The organism is Streptomyces sp. NPDC048523, assembly GCF_043199815.1.
Lineage (GTDB): Bacteria > Actinomycetota > Actinomycetes > Streptomycetales > Streptomycetaceae > Streptomyces.
Genome location: NZ_JBICWQ010000012.1, coordinates 1 through 21571 on the forward strand (window position 1 = coordinate 1; position 21571 = coordinate 21571).

Annotated in this window: 22 protein-coding genes and 4 pseudogenes; 12 read left to right on the forward strand and 14 right to left on the reverse strand. The window is 69.5% G+C overall.

The features are described from left to right. Positions 1–704 (forward strand): annotated as a pseudogene (locus ACGFWE_RS38670) (glycosyltransferase family 2 protein); the annotation flags it as partial. 168 nt (positions 705–872) lie between these two features. Then, positions 873–1051: pseudogene (locus tag ACGFWE_RS38675) on the forward strand (dihydrofolate reductase); the annotation flags it as partial. Positions 1052–1345: 294 nt separating this feature from the next. Here ACGFWE_RS38675 and ACGFWE_RS38680 read toward each other — a convergent pair. Then, on the reverse strand, positions 1346–2467 hold the full coding sequence (locus ACGFWE_RS38680; RefSeq protein WP_393604886.1) for an FAD-dependent oxidoreductase: 1122 nt from the start codon (positions 2465–2467) through the stop codon (positions 1346–1348). 53 nt (positions 2468–2520) lie between these two features. Here ACGFWE_RS38680 and ACGFWE_RS38685 point away from each other — a divergent pair, with 53 nt between their 5' ends. Together ACGFWE_RS38685 and ACGFWE_RS38690 are read left to right on the forward strand one after the other, a co-directional pair. Further along, positions 2521–3213, forward strand: coding sequence for a TetR/AcrR family transcriptional regulator (locus tag ACGFWE_RS38685; RefSeq protein ID WP_393604888.1), 693 nt, complete (start codon positions 2521–2523; stop codon positions 3211–3213). Between the two features lie 221 nt (positions 3214–3434). Continuing rightward, positions 3435–3887: a peptidoglycan-binding domain-containing protein gene (locus ACGFWE_RS38690; protein WP_352389682.1), complete on the forward strand. Its 453-nt coding sequence runs from the start codon at positions 3435–3437 to the stop codon at positions 3885–3887. A 104-nt stretch (positions 3888–3991) separates the two neighbouring features. Here the strand turns inward: ACGFWE_RS38690 and ACGFWE_RS38695 are convergent, their stop codons facing one another. Continuing rightward, a complete protein-coding gene (locus ACGFWE_RS38695) occupies positions 3992–4855 on the reverse strand; it encodes an NAD(P)H-binding protein (RefSeq protein ID WP_393604890.1) in 864 nt (287 codons plus the stop codon). 148 nt (positions 4856–5003) lie between these two features. Here ACGFWE_RS38695 and ACGFWE_RS38700 point away from each other — a divergent pair, with 148 nt between their 5' ends. Further along, entirely contained in the window at positions 5004–5690 is a 687-nt protein-coding gene (locus ACGFWE_RS38700; protein ID WP_393604892.1) for a TetR/AcrR family transcriptional regulator, read from the forward strand. 714 nt (positions 5691–6404) lie between these two features. Continuing rightward, positions 6405–7304, forward strand: a complete 900-nt coding sequence (locus ACGFWE_RS38705) for a hypothetical protein (RefSeq protein WP_393604894.1) — start codon at positions 6405–6407, stop codon at positions 7302–7304. 107 nt (positions 7305–7411) lie between these two features. On the opposite strand, the gene ACGFWE_RS38710 is transcribed toward ACGFWE_RS38705, so the two are convergent. After that, on the reverse strand, positions 7412–7792 hold the full coding sequence (locus ACGFWE_RS38710; RefSeq protein WP_352389678.1) for a VOC family protein: 381 nt from the start codon (positions 7790–7792) through the stop codon (positions 7412–7414). Between the two features lie 15 nt (positions 7793–7807). After that, positions 7808–8626 (reverse strand): SAM-dependent methyltransferase, encoded by an 819-nt coding sequence (locus ACGFWE_RS38715; protein WP_352389677.1) that lies wholly within the window; start codon positions 8624–8626, stop codon positions 7808–7810. Positions 8627–8979: 353 nt separating this feature from the next. Here ACGFWE_RS38715 and ACGFWE_RS38720 point away from each other — a divergent pair, with 353 nt between their 5' ends. Beyond that, positions 8980–9135 carry a DUF6131 family protein gene (locus ACGFWE_RS38720; RefSeq protein ID WP_352389676.1) on the forward strand — a complete coding sequence of 52 codons (156 nt, stop codon included), beginning with the start codon at positions 8980–8982 and terminating at the stop codon, positions 9133–9135. A gap of 159 nt (positions 9136–9294) precedes the next feature. On the opposite strand, the gene ACGFWE_RS38725 is transcribed toward ACGFWE_RS38720, so the two are convergent. Together ACGFWE_RS38725 and ACGFWE_RS38730 are read right to left on the reverse strand one after the other, a co-directional pair. Next, positions 9295–9507 carry a hypothetical protein gene (locus ACGFWE_RS38725; RefSeq protein ID WP_393604897.1) on the reverse strand — a complete coding sequence of 71 codons (213 nt, stop codon included), beginning with the start codon at positions 9505–9507 and terminating at the stop codon, positions 9295–9297. A gap of 204 nt (positions 9508–9711) precedes the next feature. Continuing rightward, positions 9712–10722, reverse strand: a complete 1011-nt coding sequence (locus ACGFWE_RS38730) for a helix-turn-helix domain-containing protein (RefSeq protein ID WP_393604899.1) — start codon at positions 10720–10722, stop codon at positions 9712–9714. A 124-nt stretch (positions 10723–10846) separates the two neighbouring features. Between ACGFWE_RS38730 and ACGFWE_RS38735 the strand changes: the two genes are divergently transcribed. Beyond that, entirely contained in the window at positions 10847–11806 is a 960-nt protein-coding gene (locus tag ACGFWE_RS38735) for a LysR family transcriptional regulator (RefSeq protein WP_352389673.1), read from the forward strand. A 485-nt stretch (positions 11807–12291) separates the two neighbouring features. On the opposite strand, the gene ACGFWE_RS38740 is transcribed toward ACGFWE_RS38735, so the two are convergent. Both ACGFWE_RS38740 and ACGFWE_RS38745 read right to left on the reverse strand, forming a co-directional pair. Next, on the reverse strand, positions 12292–12495 hold the full coding sequence (locus tag ACGFWE_RS38740; RefSeq protein ID WP_007379522.1) for a cold-shock protein: 204 nt from the start codon (positions 12493–12495) through the stop codon (positions 12292–12294). Between the two features lie 250 nt (positions 12496–12745). Next, on the reverse strand, positions 12746–13099 hold the full coding sequence (locus ACGFWE_RS38745) for a VOC family protein (RefSeq protein ID WP_352389671.1): 354 nt from the start codon (positions 13097–13099) through the stop codon (positions 12746–12748). 420 nt (positions 13100–13519) lie between these two features. Here ACGFWE_RS38745 and ACGFWE_RS38750 point away from each other — a divergent pair, with 420 nt between their 5' ends. Together ACGFWE_RS38750 and ACGFWE_RS38755 are read left to right on the forward strand one after the other, a co-directional pair. Next, positions 13520–13816, forward strand: coding sequence for an STAS domain-containing protein (locus tag ACGFWE_RS38750; protein ID WP_352389670.1), 297 nt, complete (start codon positions 13520–13522; stop codon positions 13814–13816). Further along, complete coding sequence (locus ACGFWE_RS38755; protein ID WP_393604902.1) at positions 13813–14742, forward strand: anti-sigma factor RsbA family regulatory protein; 930 nt, start codon at positions 13813–13815, stop codon at positions 14740–14742. Before ACGFWE_RS38750 ends, ACGFWE_RS38755 begins: the two co-directional genes overlap by 4 nt. A 42-nt stretch (positions 14743–14784) precedes the next feature. On the opposite strand, the gene ACGFWE_RS38760 is transcribed toward ACGFWE_RS38755, so the two are convergent. Continuing rightward, positions 14785–15612, reverse strand: coding sequence for a MarR family transcriptional regulator (locus tag ACGFWE_RS38760; protein WP_393604904.1), 828 nt, complete (start codon positions 15610–15612; stop codon positions 14785–14787). 160 nt (positions 15613–15772) lie between these two features. On the opposite strand from ACGFWE_RS38760, the pseudogene ACGFWE_RS38765 reads away from it, so the two are divergent. Both ACGFWE_RS38765 and ACGFWE_RS38770 read left to right on the forward strand, forming a co-directional pair. Next, positions 15773–16195: pseudogene (locus tag ACGFWE_RS38765) on the forward strand (peptidoglycan bridge formation glycyltransferase FemA/FemB family protein); the annotation flags it as partial. Beyond that, positions 16194–16478 (forward strand): annotated as a pseudogene (locus tag ACGFWE_RS38770) (M15 family metallopeptidase); the annotation flags it as partial. The pseudogenes ACGFWE_RS38765 and ACGFWE_RS38770, both read left to right, overlap by 2 nt. 57 nt (positions 16479–16535) lie before the next feature. Here ACGFWE_RS38770 and ACGFWE_RS38775 read toward each other — a convergent pair. From ACGFWE_RS38775 to ACGFWE_RS38795, 5 genes are read right to left on the reverse strand one after another with little or no spacing between them, the layout of a single operon-like run. Continuing rightward, positions 16536–17753: an acyl-CoA dehydrogenase family protein gene (locus ACGFWE_RS38775; RefSeq protein ID WP_393604906.1), complete on the reverse strand. Its 1218-nt coding sequence runs from the start codon at positions 17751–17753 to the stop codon at positions 16536–16538. A gap of 1 nt (position 17754) precedes the next feature. Next, positions 17755–18729: a 3-hydroxyacyl-CoA dehydrogenase NAD-binding domain-containing protein gene (locus ACGFWE_RS38780; RefSeq protein WP_393604908.1), complete on the reverse strand. Its 975-nt coding sequence runs from the start codon at positions 18727–18729 to the stop codon at positions 17755–17757. Beyond that, a complete protein-coding gene (locus ACGFWE_RS38785) occupies positions 18726–19475 on the reverse strand; it encodes an acetoacetate decarboxylase (protein ID WP_352389665.1) in 750 nt (249 codons plus the stop codon). The genes ACGFWE_RS38780 and ACGFWE_RS38785 overlap by 4 nt, the downstream gene beginning before the upstream one ends. A 5-nt stretch (positions 19476–19480) precedes the next feature. Next, on the reverse strand, positions 19481–20257 hold the full coding sequence (locus tag ACGFWE_RS38790) for a crotonase/enoyl-CoA hydratase family protein (protein ID WP_393604910.1): 777 nt from the start codon (positions 20255–20257) through the stop codon (positions 19481–19483). 47 nt (positions 20258–20304) lie between these two features. Next, positions 20305–21474: a CaiB/BaiF CoA transferase family protein gene (locus ACGFWE_RS38795; RefSeq protein WP_393604912.1), complete on the reverse strand. Its 1170-nt coding sequence runs from the start codon at positions 21472–21474 to the stop codon at positions 20305–20307. Positions 21475–21571 lie beyond the last annotated feature (97 nt).

A 21571-nucleotide genomic window follows, 5' to 3' on the forward strand; every position in this document is an offset into this window, starting at 1 on the left:
GGAAACTCCACGTCACCACGACGATCGGCATGCGCCACGCCAATGGTGAACCCCTCGTCCTCGTCGAGCGCTACGGCCGTATGCTCCTCGACCCCGACCTGTTGGACGGCATCAAGGGAGCCGAGGGCTGGGAGGCCCCGCACCCGCTCGGCCACGCCTACGGTGAACTCCTGGTCCACGACACGGCCCGGAACATGTGGTGGTTCCCCGATGCCGATCTGATCCCGTGCACCCAACCGCTCGGCGGTGGCCGCCACCGCGTCGTGGTCACCGGGGAGACGGCCATCGACCCCCTCACCCTGGCCGGCGGCCGGGCGATGGAAACCGGCACCCATGTGGTGTGGGCGAGCGCCCAACTCCTCGGCGTGGGCCGCAGGGCGAGGGTGACACGCAGCGACGACGCCACGCGCGGTGCCGCTCCGGACCTCGGTCTCGGCGCGGGCCTCGGTGTCGGCTTCGGCTCGGTCAGGGTCGGAAACCCGCCCCACCTGGTGATCCCGGCCTGGGCCGGGGCGGCCGGCCAACTCCGCCTCTCCGTCCGCCCACCGGGCCAGGCCACACTCCCGCACCGCCTCTACCTGCGCACCACATCGGCCCCGCCCCTGCGCCGGGCAGCACGCACGGTCCTCCACCGCCTGCCCCCGGACGTACGGCGCCGGGCGAAGAAGCTGGCGCGCAGGGCGGATCCCTGGAGCGGCGTCTGAGAAGAGGCGAAGGGGGGAGGAGAGCAGGCTGTCCGGCCCTCGCTCCGATATCTCCTCACCAGTGCCGGCACCGGGCGACGTTCGCGTTGTCCGGTGCCGGCAGGGTGGCTGTGCAATGCACAGGGACGTGAGGGATGAGTGTCGTCGGCGGCTCGGGTCTGCCCTGGCATGACTCGGTTCATCGCTGATCTCTCGCTCTCGCTCGACGGCTTCGTCACCGGACCCGCCGTCGGCCCGGACAACGGGCTGGGCACCGGTGGCGAGGCCCCGAGCACATGGACGCTCTCCGACGCCCCGTCGATCGCCGGGTCCTGCACGTCGGACGGGCCGGGGGCAACCGCGCGGTACAGGTCCCCGGCCGAGCGCGTCGGCGAGAGTCGCCGCGCCGCCGCGCGCAACCGCCGCACGCATCTGGGGACCGCACGCCCGGCACCGCTCCCTCAGTCCAGACGGCCAACCAGATGGGTCTGGTTCGGGGTCCCCACGCTCGTCGTCCATGGCCGCCGCAACCGGTTCTTCCCCGTAGGCAACGGCGAGGCGCCGGCGCGCGAGATCCCCGGGGCACAGCTGCTGGTCCTTGAGGAGGCCGCCACTGTGATCCGCACCTGGACAGGCTCTGTTGCTGCTCTCGTGCCGGGCGGTCAGGACGGCTGGACCTGGTCGAAGAGGGCGACGGCTTCGGCGGGGTCCGGGCTCACCAGGCGTTCCAGACCGGCAGCCGTGATCTTCGCCCACCTGCCGGCCCGAGCCCACATGTGTTCCTCGAAGGCGCGGACGGCCTCGTCCAGGTCTCCAGATCCGGCGGCGGCGATGGATTCGGCGAGTTCGGCTCCTTCCAGCATCGCGAGGTTGGCGCCCACCCCCAACGGGGGCATCAGGTGCGCGGCGTCGCCCAGGAGCGTCACCCCGGGCACATGGGTCCAGGTGTGGGACACGGGCAGGACGTGGATGGGGCGGTGGACGAAAGCGGTGCCGTGGCGGAGCAGGTCGAGGACGGGGGCGGCCCAGCCGTCGAACAATGGCGGCAGGCTCGATCGCGCGGCCTCGACATCGTCCAGGTCCAGGTTCGTGTGCCAGTCCAGCGGTGCGCGGAACTTGGCGTACACCTTGACGTGGCCGCCGCTGTTGCGCTGAGCGGTGAGGCTTCGGTTCACGCCGTACACGGACAGGGAACCGTCACCGATCAGCCGGGCGAGGTCAGGGTGGCGGTTGTCGACGTCGTCAAGGGAGGTCTCAATCGACGTGATGCCGGTGTAGTGGGGTGTCACCGGCGAGACCGCCGGGCGGACCCGGGACCAGGCACCGTCCGCGCCGACCACGAGGTCGAACGTCTCCTGTCGTCCGTCCGCGAAATCGACTCGTACGCCCTCCCGAGTCCCCGGCACCACCTGCGTCACGCCCAGGCCCCACCGGACGTCGAGAGGGCCGAGCAGCAGGTCACGCAATTGCCCGCGGTCGATCTCGGGATTGGCCAGGTCATCGGGGCGGGGCCGCCAGTCGCGCAGGACGGCCCCGTCCGTGTCCAGGATGCGCATGGCCTGCCCCTCGGGACGAGACAGCGCCTGGAACTCCGCCAGCAACCCCGCCTTGTCCAGCGCAAGCTGACCCAGCCCCTCATGCAGGTCCAATGTGCCGCCCGGGGGGCGGGCGTCGGGGGAGGGGTCGCGTTCGAGGACGGTGACGGGATGGTCGAGGCGGTGCAGGACGCGAGCGAAGGTCAGGCCGGCAGGGCCGCTTCCGACCACTGCGATGCGATGTCTCATGCCGATACACTGTATTGGTCGTGTACGGTGCATCGCAACGGTACGGTGAGAGCATGACTGTGTGGGACCGGCCGGAGCCGCTGCCTCGCCCTGTGCCGCTCGACCGAGAGCGGATCGTCGCCGCCGCCATTGCGCTGGCCGACGAGGGCGGGCTGGAGGCCGTGTCGTTGCGCAAGGTCGCGGCCCGCCTGGATGCCGGCCCGATGCGGCTGTACCGATACATCTCCACCAAGGAGGAGCTGTTCGACCTCATGGTGGACGAGGTCCAGGCCGAGATTCTCCCTGAGGAGCAGCCCGGTGACTGGCGGGAGGCGCTGCGCGTCCTCGCCCATCGCACCAGGCAGGCGGCTCTCCGTCATGAATGGCTGGCCGACCTGCTCGGCGGTCGCCCGGCCCTGGGCCCGAACGGCCTCGCCGTGACCGAGGCCACGCTGGCCGCCCTCGACGGCCTCGCTGATGTCGACACCGTCATGCGCGCCGTGGAGACCGTCAGCGCCTACTTCATCGGCGCGATCAGGCGCGAGATCGCGAACCTGCGGGCCGAGCGCGCCACAGGCCTGTCCAAGCGTGACTGGCAGCGCGCCCACGGCCCGCGCGTGGCGAGCATGTTGGCCACCGGCCGCTTCCCGGCGCTGGCCAAGGCTGTGTACGACGGCACCGACGTGGACGCCGAGACATCCTTCGCAACCGGCCTGGACTGGGTCCTCGACGCCGTGGCCACCAAACTCACCACGCCGTCGGTATAACCCTTTGCTGCACGTGGACGTTGGCCGGAATTCAGCTGGACTCTTTCTGACGGAGTCTTCTGCGCAGGTGACTGAAATATGGCCTGAAGCTGGTCATACGAAAAAGTGGAGCGCATTTTCACGAGATTTGGGCGCCCGACCCTGGCACGCTTGCGGCGGCGCAGGCGGCCCGTACGAGCTGTCGCGTCAGCGCATTCATTGTCGATCGGAAAGAGGAACTCATGCGAACTTCTCTGACCAGGGCACTTGTTGTCGCGAGCGCCGTCGTCGGCATGGCCGCCGGAGGACTTGCGGGGGCCAGTGCGAGCGTGGCGGCTCCCCAGCACGCCACCAAGTCTGCGGTCAGCAGCCCGCGTGCCTCGATCCTCGCGGTGAACAACCTCGGTCTGAACACGGCCCGGGCCAAGAACTGGCAGAACTGCCTGAACGCCTGGGGCTTCAACGCCGGTACCGAGGACGGCCAGCTGGGCACCAACAGCTGGAAGGCCGCACAGAGGATGCTCAACGCCTGGGGCTACAACGCCGGCACCGTCGACGGGGTCGTCGGATCCAACACCATCACGGCGCTGCAGAAGTTCCTGAACGCCGTCGGAGAAAACGCCGGAACTCCCGACGGAATCGCCGGACCCCAGACCAGGGCGGCGTTCTGGAATTACAACGCCACCGGCTGCTGAGTCGATCCCGCATATCGCGTCGGGCTGGTCCATCGGGGAATTCCCTGATCGACCAGCCCGGAACGTGACCGGTCAGGGCCGGCCGCAATGCAGGGGCTTTCGGTCTACTGGCTGCGTATGACGGCTTCCAACATCTCGTGGACGGTCTTCGCGGGGCGACCGATGGTGGCTTCCAGCGTGGGATCGGTGGCGTTGAACTCGCCATTGCGTGAAGCCGCGAACATCGTCAGAGAGAACTCGGCAGCCGGCCGGGGCATCCCCTCGGCGACCGCCGCGGATGTCCACTCGTCGTCGTCCATGACGACTCGGGTGATGGTCCGGCCGGTGATGCGGCTGAGGATCTCGGCGACGTCGGCGAAGTCCAGCGTGTGGGGTGCTGTCAGCGGCGGCGTGATTCCTTCGAGCGCACCGTCGTCGGCCAGCGCGGAGGCCGCGGCTTCCGCCAGGTCCTCGTGGGCCGTCCAGGACACCGGGCCATCCTGCGGCAAGGCCAGCCTGCCGGTTTTGAGCGCTGCGCCGACGTACAAGCCCAAGGTGGAGCCGTAGAACCCGTTGCGGAGAGCGGTGTACGGGACTCCCTGCCGTTGGAGATGCTCCTCCGTGGCCGCGTGGACCTTCTGCGGCGGGAAGAGAGAGGTGGGGGACGCGGCCTGGTGGCTGGTGTACAGGATGCGCTGGGCGCCCGATTCCCGCGCTGCGTCGATGGCGGCGATGTTGGCGGGCAAGGCCCGGTCGCCTCGTATCGCCGCGGAGATGATCAAGACGCGCTCGGCGTCCTCGAACGCGTGCTTGAGAGTGCCGGGTCCGGTGAAGTCTCCCGCCCGGACTCGGACGCCGCGCTCGGCGAGGTGGGCGGCCTTGCTCACGTCGCGCACGCTGACGCCGATCCTGTCGGCCGGCACCCGTTCCAGAAGGCGGGTGACGATCAGCGCCCCGAGTCGGCCGGTGGCTCCTGTGACGATCAGCATGGTGGCTTCCCATCCAACGATGCTTCCAGCGGGACGAATAAACGGTATCACTGATACTATCGTTGGAATCAGTAGGTAGCTGTTCAGCGTAAGGCTGCGATATCACCGATAACATCGCCTGTCACGCATGGGCGATACCATCGGCTCCATGGCATCGAACGCGCAGCGGCGAGACATCACCCGGGACCGCATCGTGAAGGCTGCGGCGAGCCTGCTGCGCGAGCAGGGGCCGACCGCTGTGACCACGCGGCGCGTCGCCCAGGACGCCGGGCTGCAGCCTCCCGCTCTCTACCGCCTGTTCCAGGACAAGGACGCCTTGCTGGATGCGGCCGCTGAGCATGTCTTCGCCGAACACGTGGCGAGCAAGCAGACTGTCGCGCCCTCGGACGACCCCCTGGAAGACCTCCGCGCGGGATGGAACACGCAGATCGGCTTCGGCCTGGCCAACCCGTATGTCTACGGCCTTTTGTTCGACCCGGCCCGGGCACGCGACACCCCGGCCCAGGCCAAGGGAGTGCGGATCCTGGCCGAGCGTGTGCACAGGGTCGCCGCCGCCGGACGGCTCCGGGTGAGCGAGGAACGCGCCGTCAACCTCATTCGCTCGGCGGGCACCGGAACCGTCCACACCTTGCTGACCCTGCCGCCGGAGCAAAGCGACCCGCACCTGGCCGACGCCGCCTTCGACGCGATCGCCCGCGCCATCCTCGCCGATGAAACCGCTGTTCCCACCCAGGACCCGGCGGCTGTCGTTGCGGCCTTCCGTACTCTCCTGCCCGAGCTGCCCAGTCTCACCAAAGCTGAGGCCGCGCTGCTCGATGAATGGCTGCAACGCTGATCCGACACCACGCGACGAACTGGTGCCGACCGGGCGGCAGTTGCCCCCAACAGGCCCCGGTCCCCTCCCGTGACGGACGGCCCGCCACCAGACCTCTACGATCCCTGATGCGAAGACCGGCATGTCAGTCCGTCATGCTGCTCTCCGCGGCCTCCGTCCGGGCCGCGTTCGTGCCGCGCCGGTCGCCACAGCTGCGGGCGCCGTGCCGGCCCTCGGCGGAGCAGTCACAGCCCGCGCCGCATCCACCTCGTCGGACGCCCCCGCCGATGCGCAGAAGGCGCGCGCAGCCTCTCCGGCGAAGTCCACTTCCACCGGCAAGCACTACACGTCCCGGAGACACCCGCTCCGGGCTCGGAGACGGATGTTCCGGCGTCCGTGAAGCCGGCGCAGCCCTACATGCCGGGCTCCGAAACGGACGTCCCCGCCACAGCCGAGCCCGCCATGACCGCCGCGCAGGAGCGAACGTGGAGCCGGATCGGCGGCGTGGGAATCGCGCCCTGAGACCGGGATCCGAGCGCACGACGCCGACACCAGGGGTTGGCTGAAACATCAACTCATCACACCTGAAACGCAGTTGTCGTACAGCCCTCTGATTGGCAGACTCACCTCGCCGACCACATTATGCGGACTTGTGTGCGAATCCGTGCGCGGAAGCATCACGTCGGCGAACCGGAATCACGTGACCAGACAGGGGGAACATCCTTGAATCTCACCATGCCCAGACGCGTCCTGGCCCGTGCCGCCGCCACCCTCGGGCTGGCGCTGGCCATGGCCACCGGCACCACCGGCCTGCTCTCCGGCACCGAAGCGCACGCCCTGCCGGTCGCCCAGGGCTCCTTCAGCTTCAGCGGCGACGAGGGCGACTACATCAGCGGCGGCCAGTCCTACGCCTACACGACGGCGTCCCAGGACCGCATGAACGTCTCCGGCAACACTGACAACAGGGTGGTCTCCGTCTCCGTCGACGGAGCGAACGGCGACTGGTGGTACCTGGACCTCGCGGCGCCGACGGGCAAGACGCTGACGCCCGGGACGTACACGGGAGCCACCCGCTACCCGTTCAACGACGCGACCGAGCCGGGCCTGTCGCTCAGCGGCAACGGCCGTGGCTGCAACCAGCTCACCGGCACCTTCACCATCTCCGCGGTGGAGTTCGGCCCCCAGGGCTATGTGAAGAAGCTCGACGCCGACTTCGTGCAGCACTGCGAGGGAGGCACCCCGGCCGCGCGCGGCGAGATCCACATCGAGAACCCGGCCCCGCCGGCCGAACTCGGCCTCGACCTCGACATCGCCCTGAACGGCACCGCGAGCTCCCTCAACGGCAAGGCCACCTTCAACGGCACGGTGAGCTGCAACAAGCCGGTACAGGTGACCGTGGCGGGCGACGTCACGCAGGTGAAGAAGCGGGACCTCATCCGTGGTTCCTTCTCCACGTCGGTGTCCTGCACCCCGGGCGCCCCGGTCGCCTGGACCGGTACGGCCGTACCCACCGGCTCGGTCCCCTTCCAGAAGGGCGACGTCGAGGTCGAGGGCCGCGCGACGGCGACGGACCCGGACTACGACCGGCCGTTGACGGTCAGCGAGACGGTGGCGGTCCGCCTCACCCGGGTCTGACCCTCGCGTCACAACGCACAGCCAGTCAGCCGGCCAGGAAGCCGCAGCCACACCGCCCAGCCGGGCGGTGTGGCTGAAGGCACCACCGATCGTCAGCCGTAACGACGCTACGGCCAGACAGTGGCCTGCGCCTGGAAGACCTCGGGATCACTGTCCACGGGCACCACGCAGACCAGATGCCCACCGGGTACGCGAAGCACGTGACACTCCAGCCACTGTGAGATCTGCTCCGCACCCAGGCCGATCAGGCGCGCGGTTTCCGCCTCGACGTCGTCGGTCTCGATGTCCAGGTGCATCCGGGGCGTGTCGTCGACGGCCTGCACGGAGGTGATCAGTCCCGGCAGAGCCTCATGGAGCGTGGTGAACTGCGGTGCCGGCGGAAACGGCTTGGCGACGACGCCGAGAGCCGCCGACCAGAACTCTGCCGCCCGGGCGGCCTCGGCTTCGGGCGTGTCGATGATGACCGCGTATACACGACTCCTGTGCACGTACAGGACCTTCCCTCAGGGTTTGCGGGCGAGGGCGGCGGCGATGAGGTGTTCCCAGACCGTGAGTTGCCGTTCTCCGCTGTTGTTCCAGGGGGTCTCGGTCTGGTCCGGACGCCACAGGGGCGCCGGGACGATACCGGGGTCGAGGATCTCCAGGCCGTCGAGGAGGGAGGCGATCTCCGCGTCGGTGCGCCACCGGCCGCGGCCGAACGTCTGCTGCAGGACCTTCTCGGCCTCCTGCGTCTCCGGGTTGTTGCCGGAACGGAAGTGGCTGACGAAGAAATAGCTCCCGGACGGCACGCTCTCGCGCCAGTAACGGACGATGCCCGCCGGGTCCTCGTCGTCGTTGACGTGATGGAGGATGGCGCTGAACATGACAGCGACGGGCCGGGTGAAGTCGATCATGTCCCGGGTGTCGGGGTGCGTGCGGATGGCCTCGGGGTCGCGTACGTCGACCGCGACGACCCGGGTCCGGTCGTCCTTCTCCAGCAGCGCACGGCCGTGGACCAGGACCTGGGGGTCGATGTCGACGTAGACGACCCGGGTGTCGGGGTCGTGCCGCTGCGCGACCTGGTGGACGTTGTCGGCGGTGGGCAGGCCGCTGCCCAGGTCGATGAACTGCCGGATGCCGGTGTTTCTCACGATCTCCCCGACCGCGCGGGTCAGGGCCGCGCGGTTGGCGAAGGCGATGGCCACCGAGCCGGGCAGGTCCCGTTTGAACACGTCGCCGATCTCTCGGTCCACGGCGTAGTTGTCCTTGCCACCCAGCAGGTAGTCGTAGACACGGGCGATGCTGGGCCTGGACGGGTCGATGGAGGAGCCTTCGTACGTCATGCCGACCATTTTTCCCTGCAACGGCCCCTGCTGACCACGGTTTTCGGATCCTGGACCGACTCCCGTCCGGGCGGCCAGGTTTTCCTGCCATGTGGGAACGGTGGGCGTGCGCGCGGTCGTGGTGATCCGGGGCGATGTGCCGCGGCACGTGCGGCTCGACGTGGCCGGGTGGAGAGCTCGGCGGCCCGGGTCCGCGCCGGACAAGCTGCCGGCGTGCGCCATCACAGGGCGTAGTGCGACGGCGGTCCGGCCGGCACGGCGCTTGCCGACTTCTCGGTTACCGGGGGTGGGGTGATGTTGCCGCTTCGGGGCATTCGGGAGGTAACACGTCAGCCAACACCAGGAGGAACGTCATGATCGCCCTCGGCATCATCCTGCTTGTCGTCGGTTTCCTCACCGGCATATCGATCCTGTGGACCCTCGGCATCATCCTCGCTGTTCTGGGTGCCGTTTTCTGGGTCCTGGGGTCCATGGGGCACGCGGTCGCCGGCCGACGTCACTACTGGTGACCGGGTCTGACCTCGAACGGCGTCTGACTCAAGGCCTGCCTGTCAAAAGAAAGGCTTTCTCAGCTGAACAGCCTCGGCGGCTGGGCCGGCCAAGGCGCAAACCCCCTGATGCCCGGGCCGGCCGCCCGGGCATCAGGGGGTTTGGTGTACGAGCAGCGCCTACTGATAGCAGGGAGGCCCGCACCGGACGGTGACGGTGCCGATGTGTCCGCCTGTGGCGACCGGGACTGCCGTGACGGCTGGGACTGCTGGGATCGCCGGGACCTTGCTGGTTTCCCACGGCATCGGCACCGCCATGGCAGGCGCACCAAGGGCACCCAGGGCGGTCGCTGCCAGGAACACCACGGTGATCACACGCTTGCGCAGGTTCATGTGTTCCCCCTTGAGACTGCTCTTGTTTCCACCCGCTAGCGCGCCGTGATCGTCACCCGCTGAGCCGGTGTCGACCCTGCAGCCAGGACGGAGCAGCAGCCGAGCACCACCAGTGCGATCAGCGCGGCCTTCACGGCACGCCCCATGTGGATCCCCCCGTAGTTCAACGGTTGCGAAGACAGTGCCACGCACCCGTACGAGCCGCTATGTTTTCGATCCCCTTCGAAACGTCGTCCCCGTGCCGGCGAGCAGGTTGAGTGCCAGCGACGTCGCCGTGTGCTCGACGTGCTTGCCGTCGCGCCTGCTGACTACGAGTCCCGCCCCGCGCAGGACACCTATCTGGTAACTCGCGCTGGCCGGTGCGAGTTCGAGGGCCTGTGCCACCTCGGTGGTCGTCCGTGTGGAATGGCCCGCCACGTCGACGAGAACCGCACTCCTGGTGCGGCCGAGCAGTCGCTCCAGCCGTTCCTCGCCGGCACGGGCGAGGTCGAGCGGCTGCTTCCTGACGGGGTAGACGAGAACGGGATCGAGACCGGGATCGGCAAGCGCCGTGGGCCTGCCCCAGCAGAAGTACGACGGTACGAGCATCAGCCCCCGCCCCTCCAGCCGCAGCTCCCGGTCGACGGGATAGTCGACGTCCAGATACGGCGGGTTCCACCGGGCGAAGGGGCGCAGGCCCTCAAGGAGGCCGGCGGTGCCTCCGTCCACGACCGCGCGGGTGCGGACCGACACGTCGTCACCCACGGCCGAACGGACATGCCGCCAGTAGGGTTCCAGCAGCGCCCGGAACGAGGCCCGCAGGGCGTCGGAGACCAGCTTGAGCGAGGAACCGGGCCGTTCATGGGGGCCGTGCATCCAGCTCGGTACCGGTCGCGAGCCGGCGAAGCGGCTCAGTTCCGCGGCCAATCGGTCACGGGGCGTGGCCCGTAGCCTTTCGAGCCCCGCGTCCAGGCACTCGCCGGTGACCGGGGGCGTCAGGAAGTCGGGGATGTAGCCGGAGGCCGGGATGACGGTGCGCAGGGTGCCCAGTGCATGGGAGGCCCGACGGTCTCGCGCCAGCCGCTGACCTGCCTCCCGACGCCAGTGCCCGAACTCCACGACCCCCTGACGCGTCTGGAGACGGCAGATTGCGCACATCAACTCCCACAGAGGGTCGGGCTGTTGAGCGACCCGGATGTTCTCCAGATCGCGCCAGCCGAAGTGGATACGAAGCAAGTGACTCCTCGAGAAAGGCGCTGCGGGCACAACCGCCGTCGCCCATCGATCCTGATGGAGTGGGCCCGGAGGGGAAAGATGAGCGCGAGAAGAGGATGACCGCCTTGTCGATAACCTTTCAGCTATGAGTGCCGGTGGCGGATCCAGTCGTAGGCGAGAACCTAGCCTCCACCAACTCCGACTCTTTCTGATCCTGTCCCAGGAGCTTCACTTCGGGCGCGCGGCGGCGCGGGTCTACGTCTCTCAGCCCGCCTTCAGCCAGCAGATCAGGTCTCTGGAACAGCGGCTCGGCGTCGTACTCGTCGAGCGTGGCAGCCGGAACGTGCGGCTCACCGCGGTCGGCCAGTCCATCGCCGAGGAAGCCAGGACCGTGGTGGCCGCCATGACCCGACTGCGACAGACGGCCGACCGGCATGCCGGCACGGCGCGTGGGCTCCTGAGGATCGGCAGCCTCGGGGCCGAGGCCGCCATGCCCTACGCGCAGGCCGCCCTCGCCCGCCTCCGCGGTCACCACCCCGACCTGGAGATCGAGGTCCGCAACCTGACCTTCGTCGACATGTTCAGCACCCTGCTCAGCGGGGAGGTCGACGCCGCCTTCCTCCGCGGTCCCCTGCCCGGCGGGATCCAGTCCCTGCACCTGGCGTCCGAGACACGCGTGGTCTGTCTGTCCGACGACGACCCGCTCGCCGACCGGGACACTCTCACACTCGGCGACCTCGCCGATCGCAGGGTCGTCGACATGCCGCCGGAAGTGCCCCGCTCGTGGTGGAACCACCTGACGGTCAATCCCCGCCCCGACGGCACCAGGGTCCGCTTCGGGCCTGTCGTCAGAGACACCGAGGCCATGGTCCTTGCGGTCACTCAGGGCAGTGCCATCACCTTCCTGCCCGCCGCGGCCCGGCGTCTGTACCCGCGCGCCGGCATCACCTACGTCGACTGCCCGGAGCTGGGCCTCTCGACGTCCGAACTCGCCTGGCTTCCCGACAACCGCGACGAACCGTCCGTCTCCGCCTTACGTGAGGCGGCCCGCGAGACCCTCCGGAAGACCGACAGCCCGGTCCGCGACTCCGCGTCCGACGACTGAAGGGGCGGGTCCACCGGAGCGACAGCGCAGGGCATGAGGATCACGGCACGACCGGACGAGCTGGCGCCGCGTTTTCTGCAAGCGCGCGGCGTCGAACGCGTGCCCGCGGTGCAGGTGCGGTTCGCCAAGGTGGACTGCTTCGCGGGCGCTTGGATCGTCCCGCGGCGGTGGGGATGGCTGCGCGCGAGTGGCGTCGCCGTGCCGGGCGCCGCTGGTGGCTGGTCCTGCCGATGCTCGTCACGGCCTGGTCCGGCAGATCCTCGCCCCGCTCGGCCCGATGAGGGCGGCGATCGGCGTCGGACTTCTGTTCGGAACCGGACTGACGGCGGCCGAGGACGCGGGGCGCATGCACAATCGCGTGACGGCGTAGCTGATGGTCGTGTCCGGTGCGACGTCGGCAAGCCCCCGGCCTGCTGACGATCGCTGCGGGCGGCAAGGCCGACATCCCGGAGTCCGGGACGCCGGGCCTTGCCGCAGCAGCTAAATCAGGCGGGACGGATGTTCTCCGCCTGCGGGCCCTTCTGGCCCTGGGTCACGTCGAACTCGACCTTCTGGCCTTCCTGCAGCTCACGGAAACCCTGGGCGGCGATGTTCGAGTAGTGGGCGAAGACGTCGGGGCCGCCGCCCTCCTGCTCGATGAAGCCGAAGCCCTTTTCGCTGTTGAACCACTTGACAGTGCCCTTGGCCATAACCGTCTCCTTCGAGGGAAACCGGGCCCGCGACCTGCGCGCCCGGAGGTGATCGCCCTGGTCCGGAGAGGCGCTGACACGCAAGAACGCCCGTGACGGCGATCACGGGCGAACAGGACTTCGGAACCACGACTGCTGAATCATGACGCTACACCCGAGAAGTGGCGGCCGCCACCGACACGGCGCGGGACTCGCCATCAGCTGAGCGAGCCGCCGCTGGTCCATGATCGCTGAACCTGACTGTGACGGGTCAGTAGTACTGGACCAGGCAGAATTCGTGCTCTTCGGGATCGGTCATCACGACGACCACACCTTCGTCGTAGTCGTGGCGCTCCCCGGTGAACCGGCCCCCGAGGGCGATGACCTGCGCGATGCCCTGGTCGATGTCGTCGACCGCGACATCGAGGTGCAGGCGTACCTTGTCGTGCTTCGGCTCGGTCACTGGCTGGAAGGTGAGCCGGGGCTGCGGGTCGCCCGGGCGGCCGAGGTAGACCCAGCCGGGCCGGGACGGCACTGGCGGGCGGTCCAGCAGTGCGCTCCAGAAGCCCGCGGTCCGATCCACGTCGAGGCAGTCGATGGTCACTCCGACCCAGCGGTTCGTCATGTCGTCAGCTCTCCTGTTCGTTGTCATCGTCGGGCGAAAGATCGGCATTTCGGGCTTCCCGTCCTGGCGGACGCGCTGCTGGGCGAGTTCCCTGGCCGCGTCGGCCGGTGTGGTCCCGTGGGTCCGGGCCGTGCGGAAGACCTGTCGCAGTGTCGTCCGGTACCTGCAGCGCGATGCGCGGCAGACCGACCGCGACCTCGCCCGCACCCTCGGCATCGCCCCCTCGATCTGCCTGGAACGAGGTACGCGCGCCCCGCACCCCCTGACCGGACGCGGCCTCCCCTGCTGTCGCCGTTTACACTCCACCGGTGGGAGATACTGGGAAGCAAGACGCGGGCAAACAGGGGTGACGGCGTGGACAGTTCAGGGGAGGCGGACGCGCCGTCGGCTTCGTCGGCCCAGCCGGCGGGAGCCCTGCGCGTGCTGCCGCTGACGGACCGGCCGGGCTGGCAGGCGGTCGGCGAGGTCAGTCTGCTCACTCGCCCGGCCTGGGAACAGACGCTGCACCGCCTTGCCCGGAGCGACGAAGAGACGTGCCACTTGGAACTTTCCGCCGTTACCTTCGTCGATGTCGCCGGCGTCTCCGCCCTCGCGATGACCGCCCAGGGCCTTCCACGGGGGCGACGCATCGTGCTCGAAGAGCCGCCTGCCACCCTGCAGCGCGTACTGGACTTGTTCTGGCCGGACCTGCTCACTGTCGAGGTGATGGGGCGATGATGGAGCCCAGCACCGAACCGTTTGTTCATCCCGCTTTGTTCTACCAGGGCGAGAAGGAGTACCTGCACGGCACGGTGCCTTTCATCCGCGACGGTCTGAAGGCCGGGGAGCCGGTGGCGGTGGCCGTGCCCGGGGCGAACCTCGCCCTCCTCAAGAGGGCCCTGGGTGAGGACGTCGCCCAGGTGAAGTTCCTCGACATGACCGAGGCGGGGCGCAACCCGGGACGGATCATCCCCAGGGTGCTGCGCGCCTTCGCGGACTCCCATCGCCACCAGCGGGTGCGGATCATCGGCGAGCCGATCTGGGCCGGCCGCAGCACGGTGGAGTACCCGGCCTGCGTCCAGCACGAGGCACTGATCAACCCGGCATTCCAAGGGCGGGACGTCACCATCCTGTGCCCCTACGACGCCGACCGCCTCGACGAGCAGGCACTCACCGACGCCCACGCGACCCATCCCGTGATCATCTCCGGCGGCAGGGAGCGGCCCAGCACCGCCTACGCGCCCGAGCACGTGGTCGCACGCTACAACCAGCCCCTGGAGCGGTCGGCGACGGGCGAGGAACTCGACTTCCGGGCCGGCGAACTGCCGGCAGTCCGGCAGTTCGCGGTCGAACGGGCTGCGAGGTTGAACCTTTCGGGCGTCCGTCTGGAGGACGTGGCCCTGATCGTGGCCGAGCTGACCACCAACAGCGTGGTGCACGGCGGGGGTTACGGCACTCTGCGGGTGTGGGCCGAAGACGGCCATGTGGTGTGCGAGGTACGGGACAAGGGGCACCTGAACGATCCGCTGGCCGGCCGTCGCCCACCCGCACAGGACAAGCTCGGCGGCCGGGGTCTGTTGCTCGTGCACACCCTCGCCGACCTCGTACGCATCCACACCACCCCCGATGGAACGACCGTTCGCTGCTACATCAGTCAGCACTGATCCGTTCCGCCGGGTGCTCCTCGCCCCGCCGGTCGCCGCTCGTCACTGCGACCCGGCGGCCACCAGTGTCGCGGTGATGGGTTCGAGCTCGGCGACCAGCTCGTCGAGCTCGGCGGGGGACAGGGCCTCGTACGGCGGGGCGGCGAGCTCGTCGGTGAGGGCTTCGATGCGTTGCTTGGTCTCGCGGCCGGCGTCGGTGAAGCGGCCGTCGGTGTCGACGAGCCCGCGTTCGCGCAGCCCGTCCATGACCGTGGCCAGCCGTTCCTTCGGCAGGTGCTGGACGCGCCCGAAGGACTCCGGGGGGTGGATGCCCATGTCCAGCGCGGAGAGGATGTGGGCCTCCGTGCCGCCGATGCGCGCTCCGACAAGGGCGGCGACATGTCCGTCACCGCGGTGCTCGCGCAGCATGGTCGCCGAATGCCACAGCCGGGTGACCGGGTCGCCCGGTACCGTGAGGGTGCGCATCCCCGCGTACATCACGCGGCCTTCCATGGGCGCGCTCGTCGCGGCTTTGGTGGTCAGGTCGGCGGCGCGCGCCAGGCCCGGGGAGCCGGCCAGTTCGGCGCCGAGGATCCGTCGCAAGGAGGCCGCGCTGCCCCGCTCCCGCGCCGCGACGGATGCCTCCGGCGGGATCTCCTCCCACGCGCTCGGGATGTGCCGCGCTGCCTCTCCGTCGGCGAAGCTGTAGAACGCCGCGTGCACGACCTGCGCCGGCACCCGCCCCAGCGGCGCGGCACGGCTGGCGAAGTAGCCGTCCCAGTAGGTGCGGTGGCCGAGCGCGGCCAGCTCCTCGTTGCACTCGTCGGCGAAGAAGGTGACCAGGCAGATCGGCTCCAGAAGCTCGAACATGTGGCGGGCGCTGTGAGTCATTGCCACATCATGCCTGCGCTCACGGTCCCGTGGACCGGTACGGACCGAGGCCCACGACCGGGGTCGGACCGATCCCCCTGCACGCACGGACTCAAGCATGTCCTCGGCGTATCGAAAACCGCATACGGACCCGCAACACCGCGCTGCCTTGGATGGCGGGATGTCCTACAGCGAATCAGCGGATGGCGGACCGGATGGCCGACCAGTGAGTGGAGTCAGGCCCAACCGCGAGGCCGCAGGCGGGAGCCTGAGCGTCGGGCCGATCAGCGCCGCCGAGCACTCGGCGTTCGTGCGGGCACAGCCGTCGGTCAGCTTCCTGCAGACCCCGGCGTGGGCCCGCGTCAAGACCGAGTGGCGCGGCGAGTCCCTCGGCTGGTACGACGGCCGGCAACTGGTTGGTGCCGGGCTCGTCCTGCACCGCCCGGTCCCGCGGCTCGAGCGCTTCACACTGGCCTATCTGCCCGAGGGCCCGGTCATCGACTGGACCGGTGAGATCAACGCGTGGCTCGACCCGCTGGCGGCCTGTCTCAAGGCACACGGGGCGTTCGCGATCCGGCTCGGCCCGCCGGTGCGCACGCACACACGTGGCCACCAAGTCGGGCCACAGCCGGGGCAGTACCGTCGACGTGACGCTGTATCAGCTGGAGACCGGTGAACTCGCTCCCATGGGCGGTGGCCATGACCTGATGGATTCCCGCTCCCACCATGGGGCAACGGGAATCGAGCGGGCCGAAGCACGAAATCGTGAACACCTGCGTTCCGTCATGGAGGACTGCGGCTTCAGCGCGTACGCGTGCGAATGGTGGCATTACACGCTGAAGGACGAGCCTTATCCGGACACCTACTTCGACTTTCCTGTCGCGTAGAGATCGGCGAGAGCCCCGGGGCGTTCTGCCCCGGGGCCCGATCCGACGGGTCACTCCTCACACGAAGGCGCTCTGGCCGGTGATCGACTTGCCCACGATCAGCGTGTTCATCTCGCGGGTGCCCTCGAAGGAGTAGATCGCCTCGGCGTCGGCGAAGAACCGGGGGATGTCGTGGTCCAGGAGGATGCCGTTGCCGCCGAAGATCTCCCGGCTCCAGCCGACGACCTCCCGCATCCGCGAGGTGACGAACGCCTTGGCCAGGGAGGAGTGTTCGTCGCGGAAGATGCCGGCGTCCTGCAACCGGGCGAGCTGCACCAGCATGCCCCAGGACGCGGTGATGTTGCCGAGGCTCTTGACCAGGAGGTCCTGCACGAGCTGGAAGCCGCCGATGGGACGGCCGAACTGCTGCCGTTCCCGGGCGTAGTCGAGGGCCAGTTCGTAGGCGCCGGTCATGACACCGAGCGCCTGCCAGGCCACCCCGGCGCGGGTCGCGCGCAGGATCTCGGCGACGTCGCGGAAGGAGTTGATGTTCTGCAGGCGGTTGGCTTCCGGGACGCGGACGTCGGTCAGGGTGATCTCGGCGTTCTCGACGATACGGAAGGCGAGCTTGTTCCGGATCTTCACCGGGTCGAAGCCGGGTGTGCCCTTCTCGACGACGAAGCCCTTGACGTGGTTGTCGTCCTCGTCCCGCGCCCACACCACGACGTAGTCGGCGAAGGTGGCGTTGCCGATCCACTTCTTGGCACCGTTCAGGACCCAGGTGTCGCCCTCGCGCCGGGCGGTGGTGCGCATGCCGCCCGCGACGTCGGAGCCGCCGAGGGGCTCGGTCATCGCGAACGCGCCGATCTTGTCCATCGCGGCCATCGCCGGCAGCCAGCGGTCACGCTGCTCCTGGTCGCCGCCGGAGTGGACGGAGTACATGGCCAGCCCGTTGTGGACGCCGAAGAAGGTGGCGACCGAGGCGTCGGTACGGCTCATCTCCATGGCGAGCATGCCGGTCAGGAGGTTGCTCGCGGCGGGCTTGTGCTCGCCGTAGCCCTCATAGGGCAGTCCGGCGAGGCCGCTGTCGCGGAACAGGCCGATGAGCTTTTTGGGGAACTCGCCCTTGGCCCAGTTGTCGTTCACGAGCGGCTTGACCTGGTCGCGCATGAGGGAGCGGGCGCTGAGGAGGATCTTGCGCTCCTCGTCCGGGAGCAGCGACTCGTAGTGGTAGAAGTCGGCGGTCAGTTCGTCGGCGACGGGGCCGGGGGTGGTGGGCCGGGTGGTGGTGGTCATCTCAGTGCTCCTCCTTCGAGGCGGTCGTCCCGGTGATCCGGCTGGCGCTGTCCAGCGCGTCAAGGACGGCCAGTTGCTTGCGGTCGCGCGTCTCGGCGAGTTCCGCGTACGTGGCGGAGCCGTAGGCCTTCTCCACGGCTTCGATGAGCCGTTCCCGCTGGTTGGGCGTCTGCGTGGGGCGGCCGAGGCCGTCCCCCATGTCCTGCATGGAGGCGCCGATGTGTTCCACGAGGTGCCGGTAGCCGCCGGGGCCGCCGCCCAGGTGTGAGCCGAGGAACGGGCCGACCGTGGCCCAGCGCAGGCCCAGGGAGTTGGTCACGACCTTGTCGAGGTCCTCGGGAGTCACCACGCCCTGCTCGACGAGGTACACCGCCTCGCGGCTGAGCGCGTTCTGCAGGCGGTTGCCGACGAAGCCGGGGATCTCCTTGCGCTCGACGACCGGGGTGCGCCCGACCGAGGCGTAGAAGTGCGACGCGGTCTGTACGGCGTCCTCGCCGGTGCGTTCGCCGGGGACGACCTCGACCAGCGGGACCAGGTGCGGCGGGTTGAACGGGTGGCCGATCAGGACGCGCGCGGCGTCCTCGTCCGCCAGCTCGCCCGTGAACGCGGTCGCCGGGATCGCGGACGAGGAGCTGAGTAGCAGCGCGTGGGCGGGCGCCTCACGGGCCAGCGTGGCGAACAGGTCCTTCTTGAACTCGACACGCTCCGGACCGTTCTCCTGGACGACGTCAACGTCCCGGACCGCGTCGGTCACGCTGGCCGCGATGTGCACCCGGTCGGCGAGGCCGGTCACGTCCAGGCCGCGGGCGGCCAGGTGCGGGGCGTACTGCGCCAGGGAGTCGGCGACGGCCTCGGCGAGGTCCTCGCGTGGGTCGCTCACGCGGACGGTCAGGCCGTACGCCGCGAACAGCGCCGTCCAGGACAGTCCGATGGTTCCGGCGCCGATGACGGCGGCCGTGCGGAAGGGGCGGGTCATGAGGAAGCGCCTCCCTTCAGGTAGTCGTGGACCGGCTCGACGCCCGACAGCGTCAGGTCGGTGAGGATGTGGCTCGCGGCGACGACCTCCAGCACCGGCAGGTCCGCCAGCGGGGCGAGCACGTGCTGGAAGAGCTGGAGCCGGGCGGGGCCGGTCCAGGCGCCCTTGACGGTGAGGTCGGTGATGCGGGTGCGGACCAGTTCCTGCACGCGCGGCAGGCCGTCGTAGCCGGGGATCGTCTTGAGCATGAACGTCGGTACGGCGATCTGAGCTTCGGCCTCGCGTCGGTCCAGCTCGTGGTGCTTGTAGCCCATGGTGGCGGTGGCGACCCGCAAGGTGCCGTGGTCGAGGGTGCCGACGACCGCGCCGCAGTCGACGTACAGCGACGGGGAGCCCATGACCTTCGGGTAGGCGGCGACCTCGCGGCCGGAGGCGGTGGCCGGGAAGTTGTCCAGGTACATCGCGTGCAGGTACTCGCCCTGCTCGCCCTCGAAGCTGACGGGGATCGCCTGCCCTGCCTCGGTGTAGGGGCCGTAACCGCTGACATCGCCCATCTTCATGACCTCGAACCGGACCAACGGCTCCTCGACGCGCAGCGGTTCGGGGACGACGGCCCGCAGCGCGTCGGGGTCGGTGCGGTAGACGATGTTGAGGTACTCGCGGTCGGTGAACCGGGGGACCACGGGCGCGAACGCCGGGCTGGTGAGCGGAGTGGTCAGGTGCTGTCGTACTTCCTGTGCACGCATGGCCGTCACCGCCCCGTCCAGCGGGGGGCGCGACGCTCGGCGAAGGCGGTCATGCCCTCGCGTACGTCGTCCGAGGCCATCAGGGGCTTCATCTGCGTGCGCTGGAAGGCGAACGCCTCGGTGTCGGGGGCGCCGTCGGCGGCACGGACCACACGCTTGACGGCCGAGAGGGCCAACGGGGCGTTCTCCGCGAGGCGTTCGGCCAGGCGGAGAGCCTCGGCGACGGCCTGCCCCTGGGCGGTGACCCGGTTGGCCAGGCCCAGGTCGCCGGCGCGGCGGCCGTCGATCGGCTCACCGGTCAGCAGCAACTCCATCGCGAGGTGGTGCGGGATGCGCTTGGGCAGGCGGATCACGCCGCCGCCCGCGGCGATCAGACCGCGCTTGACCTCGGGCAGGCCGAACCGGGCGTCCTCGGCCGTGACGATCAGATCGCAGGCCAGGGCCAGTTCGAAGCCGCCGCCCATGGCGAAGCCCTCGACGGCTGCGATCAGCGGCTTGGTGGGCTCGGCCTCGGTCAGGCCGCCGAACCCTCGGCCCTCGACCTCGGGTGACTCGCCGCGCAGCGCGGCCTTGAGGTCCATGCCGGCGCTGAACGTGCCGCCCTCGCCGGTCAGGACGCCGGCCCGCAGGGCGGGGTCGGCCTCCAGTGCGTCGAGTGCGTCGGCCAGGGCGGAGGCGACCGCGGCGTTCACGGCGTTGCGGGCCTCGGGACGGTCGAGGGTGATCAGCAGGGTGGAGTCGATGCGTTCGGTGCGGACGACGGTGGCTGTGGGGGTGCTCATGCTGGTTCTCCTGTGACGGCTGACGGCTGACGGCTGACGGCTGTCGGTCAGCGGGTGGCGGCGTCGAGTTCGGCGAGGACGTCCTCGGTGTCCTGGCCCGCGACCGGCGCCAGCCGGCGGATCGAACCGGGGGTGGCGGAGAACCGCACCGGGATGCCGATGGTGCGGACCGTGCCCTCGGTCGGGTGCTCGACGCTGTCCAGCAGATGGCCGTCGCGGACGTACGGGTCCTCGTGGGCGCGCTCCAGTTCCAGCACCGGGGCCATCGGGATGCTGTGCTTGGCGCACACCTCCGCCCACTCCTCGGTGGTCAGCGCCGGGGCGCAGGTCTCCAGGAGCGCGGCCAGGTCCTCGTGGTCGGCGCTGTCGATGGCCTCCCCGTTGACGCGCGGGTCCTCGGCGAGGTCCGGGCGCCCGGCGGCGGTGAGGAAGTCCCGGTAGTTCTGCGGGTTGTACGGCATGACGCAGGCCAGGCCGTCCCTGGTGCGCACCGCCTTGTGGCCCTTGAGCATCGACAGCGGGAAGCCGGTGGGGCCCGTCTCGGGCACGTGGGTGTGACCCGCCAGGTGCTCGACCAGGTTGAACGCGATCAGCGTGTCCGTCATCGGGATCTCGACCCGCTGGCCCCGGCCGGTGCGGTCGCGGTGCAACAGGGCGGCGAGGACGCTGTAGGCGATGGTCAGCGAGGAGACCTTGTCGCCGATGATGGTCGGCAGGTAGACGGGCTCGCCGAGCGCCCGGTCGGCGATGTCGACGAGGCCGGAGGCGGCCTGCACGGTCTCGTCGTACGCGGCGTTGCCGGCCCGGTCGGAGTCGCTGCGGAACCCTTGGGCGTGCGCGTAGACCAGGCGGGGGTTGCGGGCGGCGATGTCGTCGTAGGACAGGCCCAGGCGGTGCAGCGCGCCGGGACGCATGTTGGTGATCAGCACGTCCGCCGTGTCGATCAGCTCGAGTGCCCGCTCACGGTCGGTGTCGTCCTTGAGGTTGAGGGACACACTGCGCTTGTTGCGGTTGACGTTGAGGTTCAGCGGGGTCATGCCCGGTGTGGTGCGGTAGTGGCCGACGCGGACCGTGTCGGCGGGCGACTCGATCTTGATCACGTCGGCGCCGAGGTCCCCGAGGATCTGGGCGGCGTAGGGACCCATCACCACGGTCGACAGGTCGATCACGCGGATGCCCTCCAGGGGCCCGGTGACGGTGTCTGCGAGGTCCGTCATGGCTTTCCTTCACTCCTTCTTCCGTGCTTCCGTGTATCTAGAAACTAAGTTACAGCGAAAGGTGTCGGAGAAGAAAGCTCGGGGAATGACCGAATAA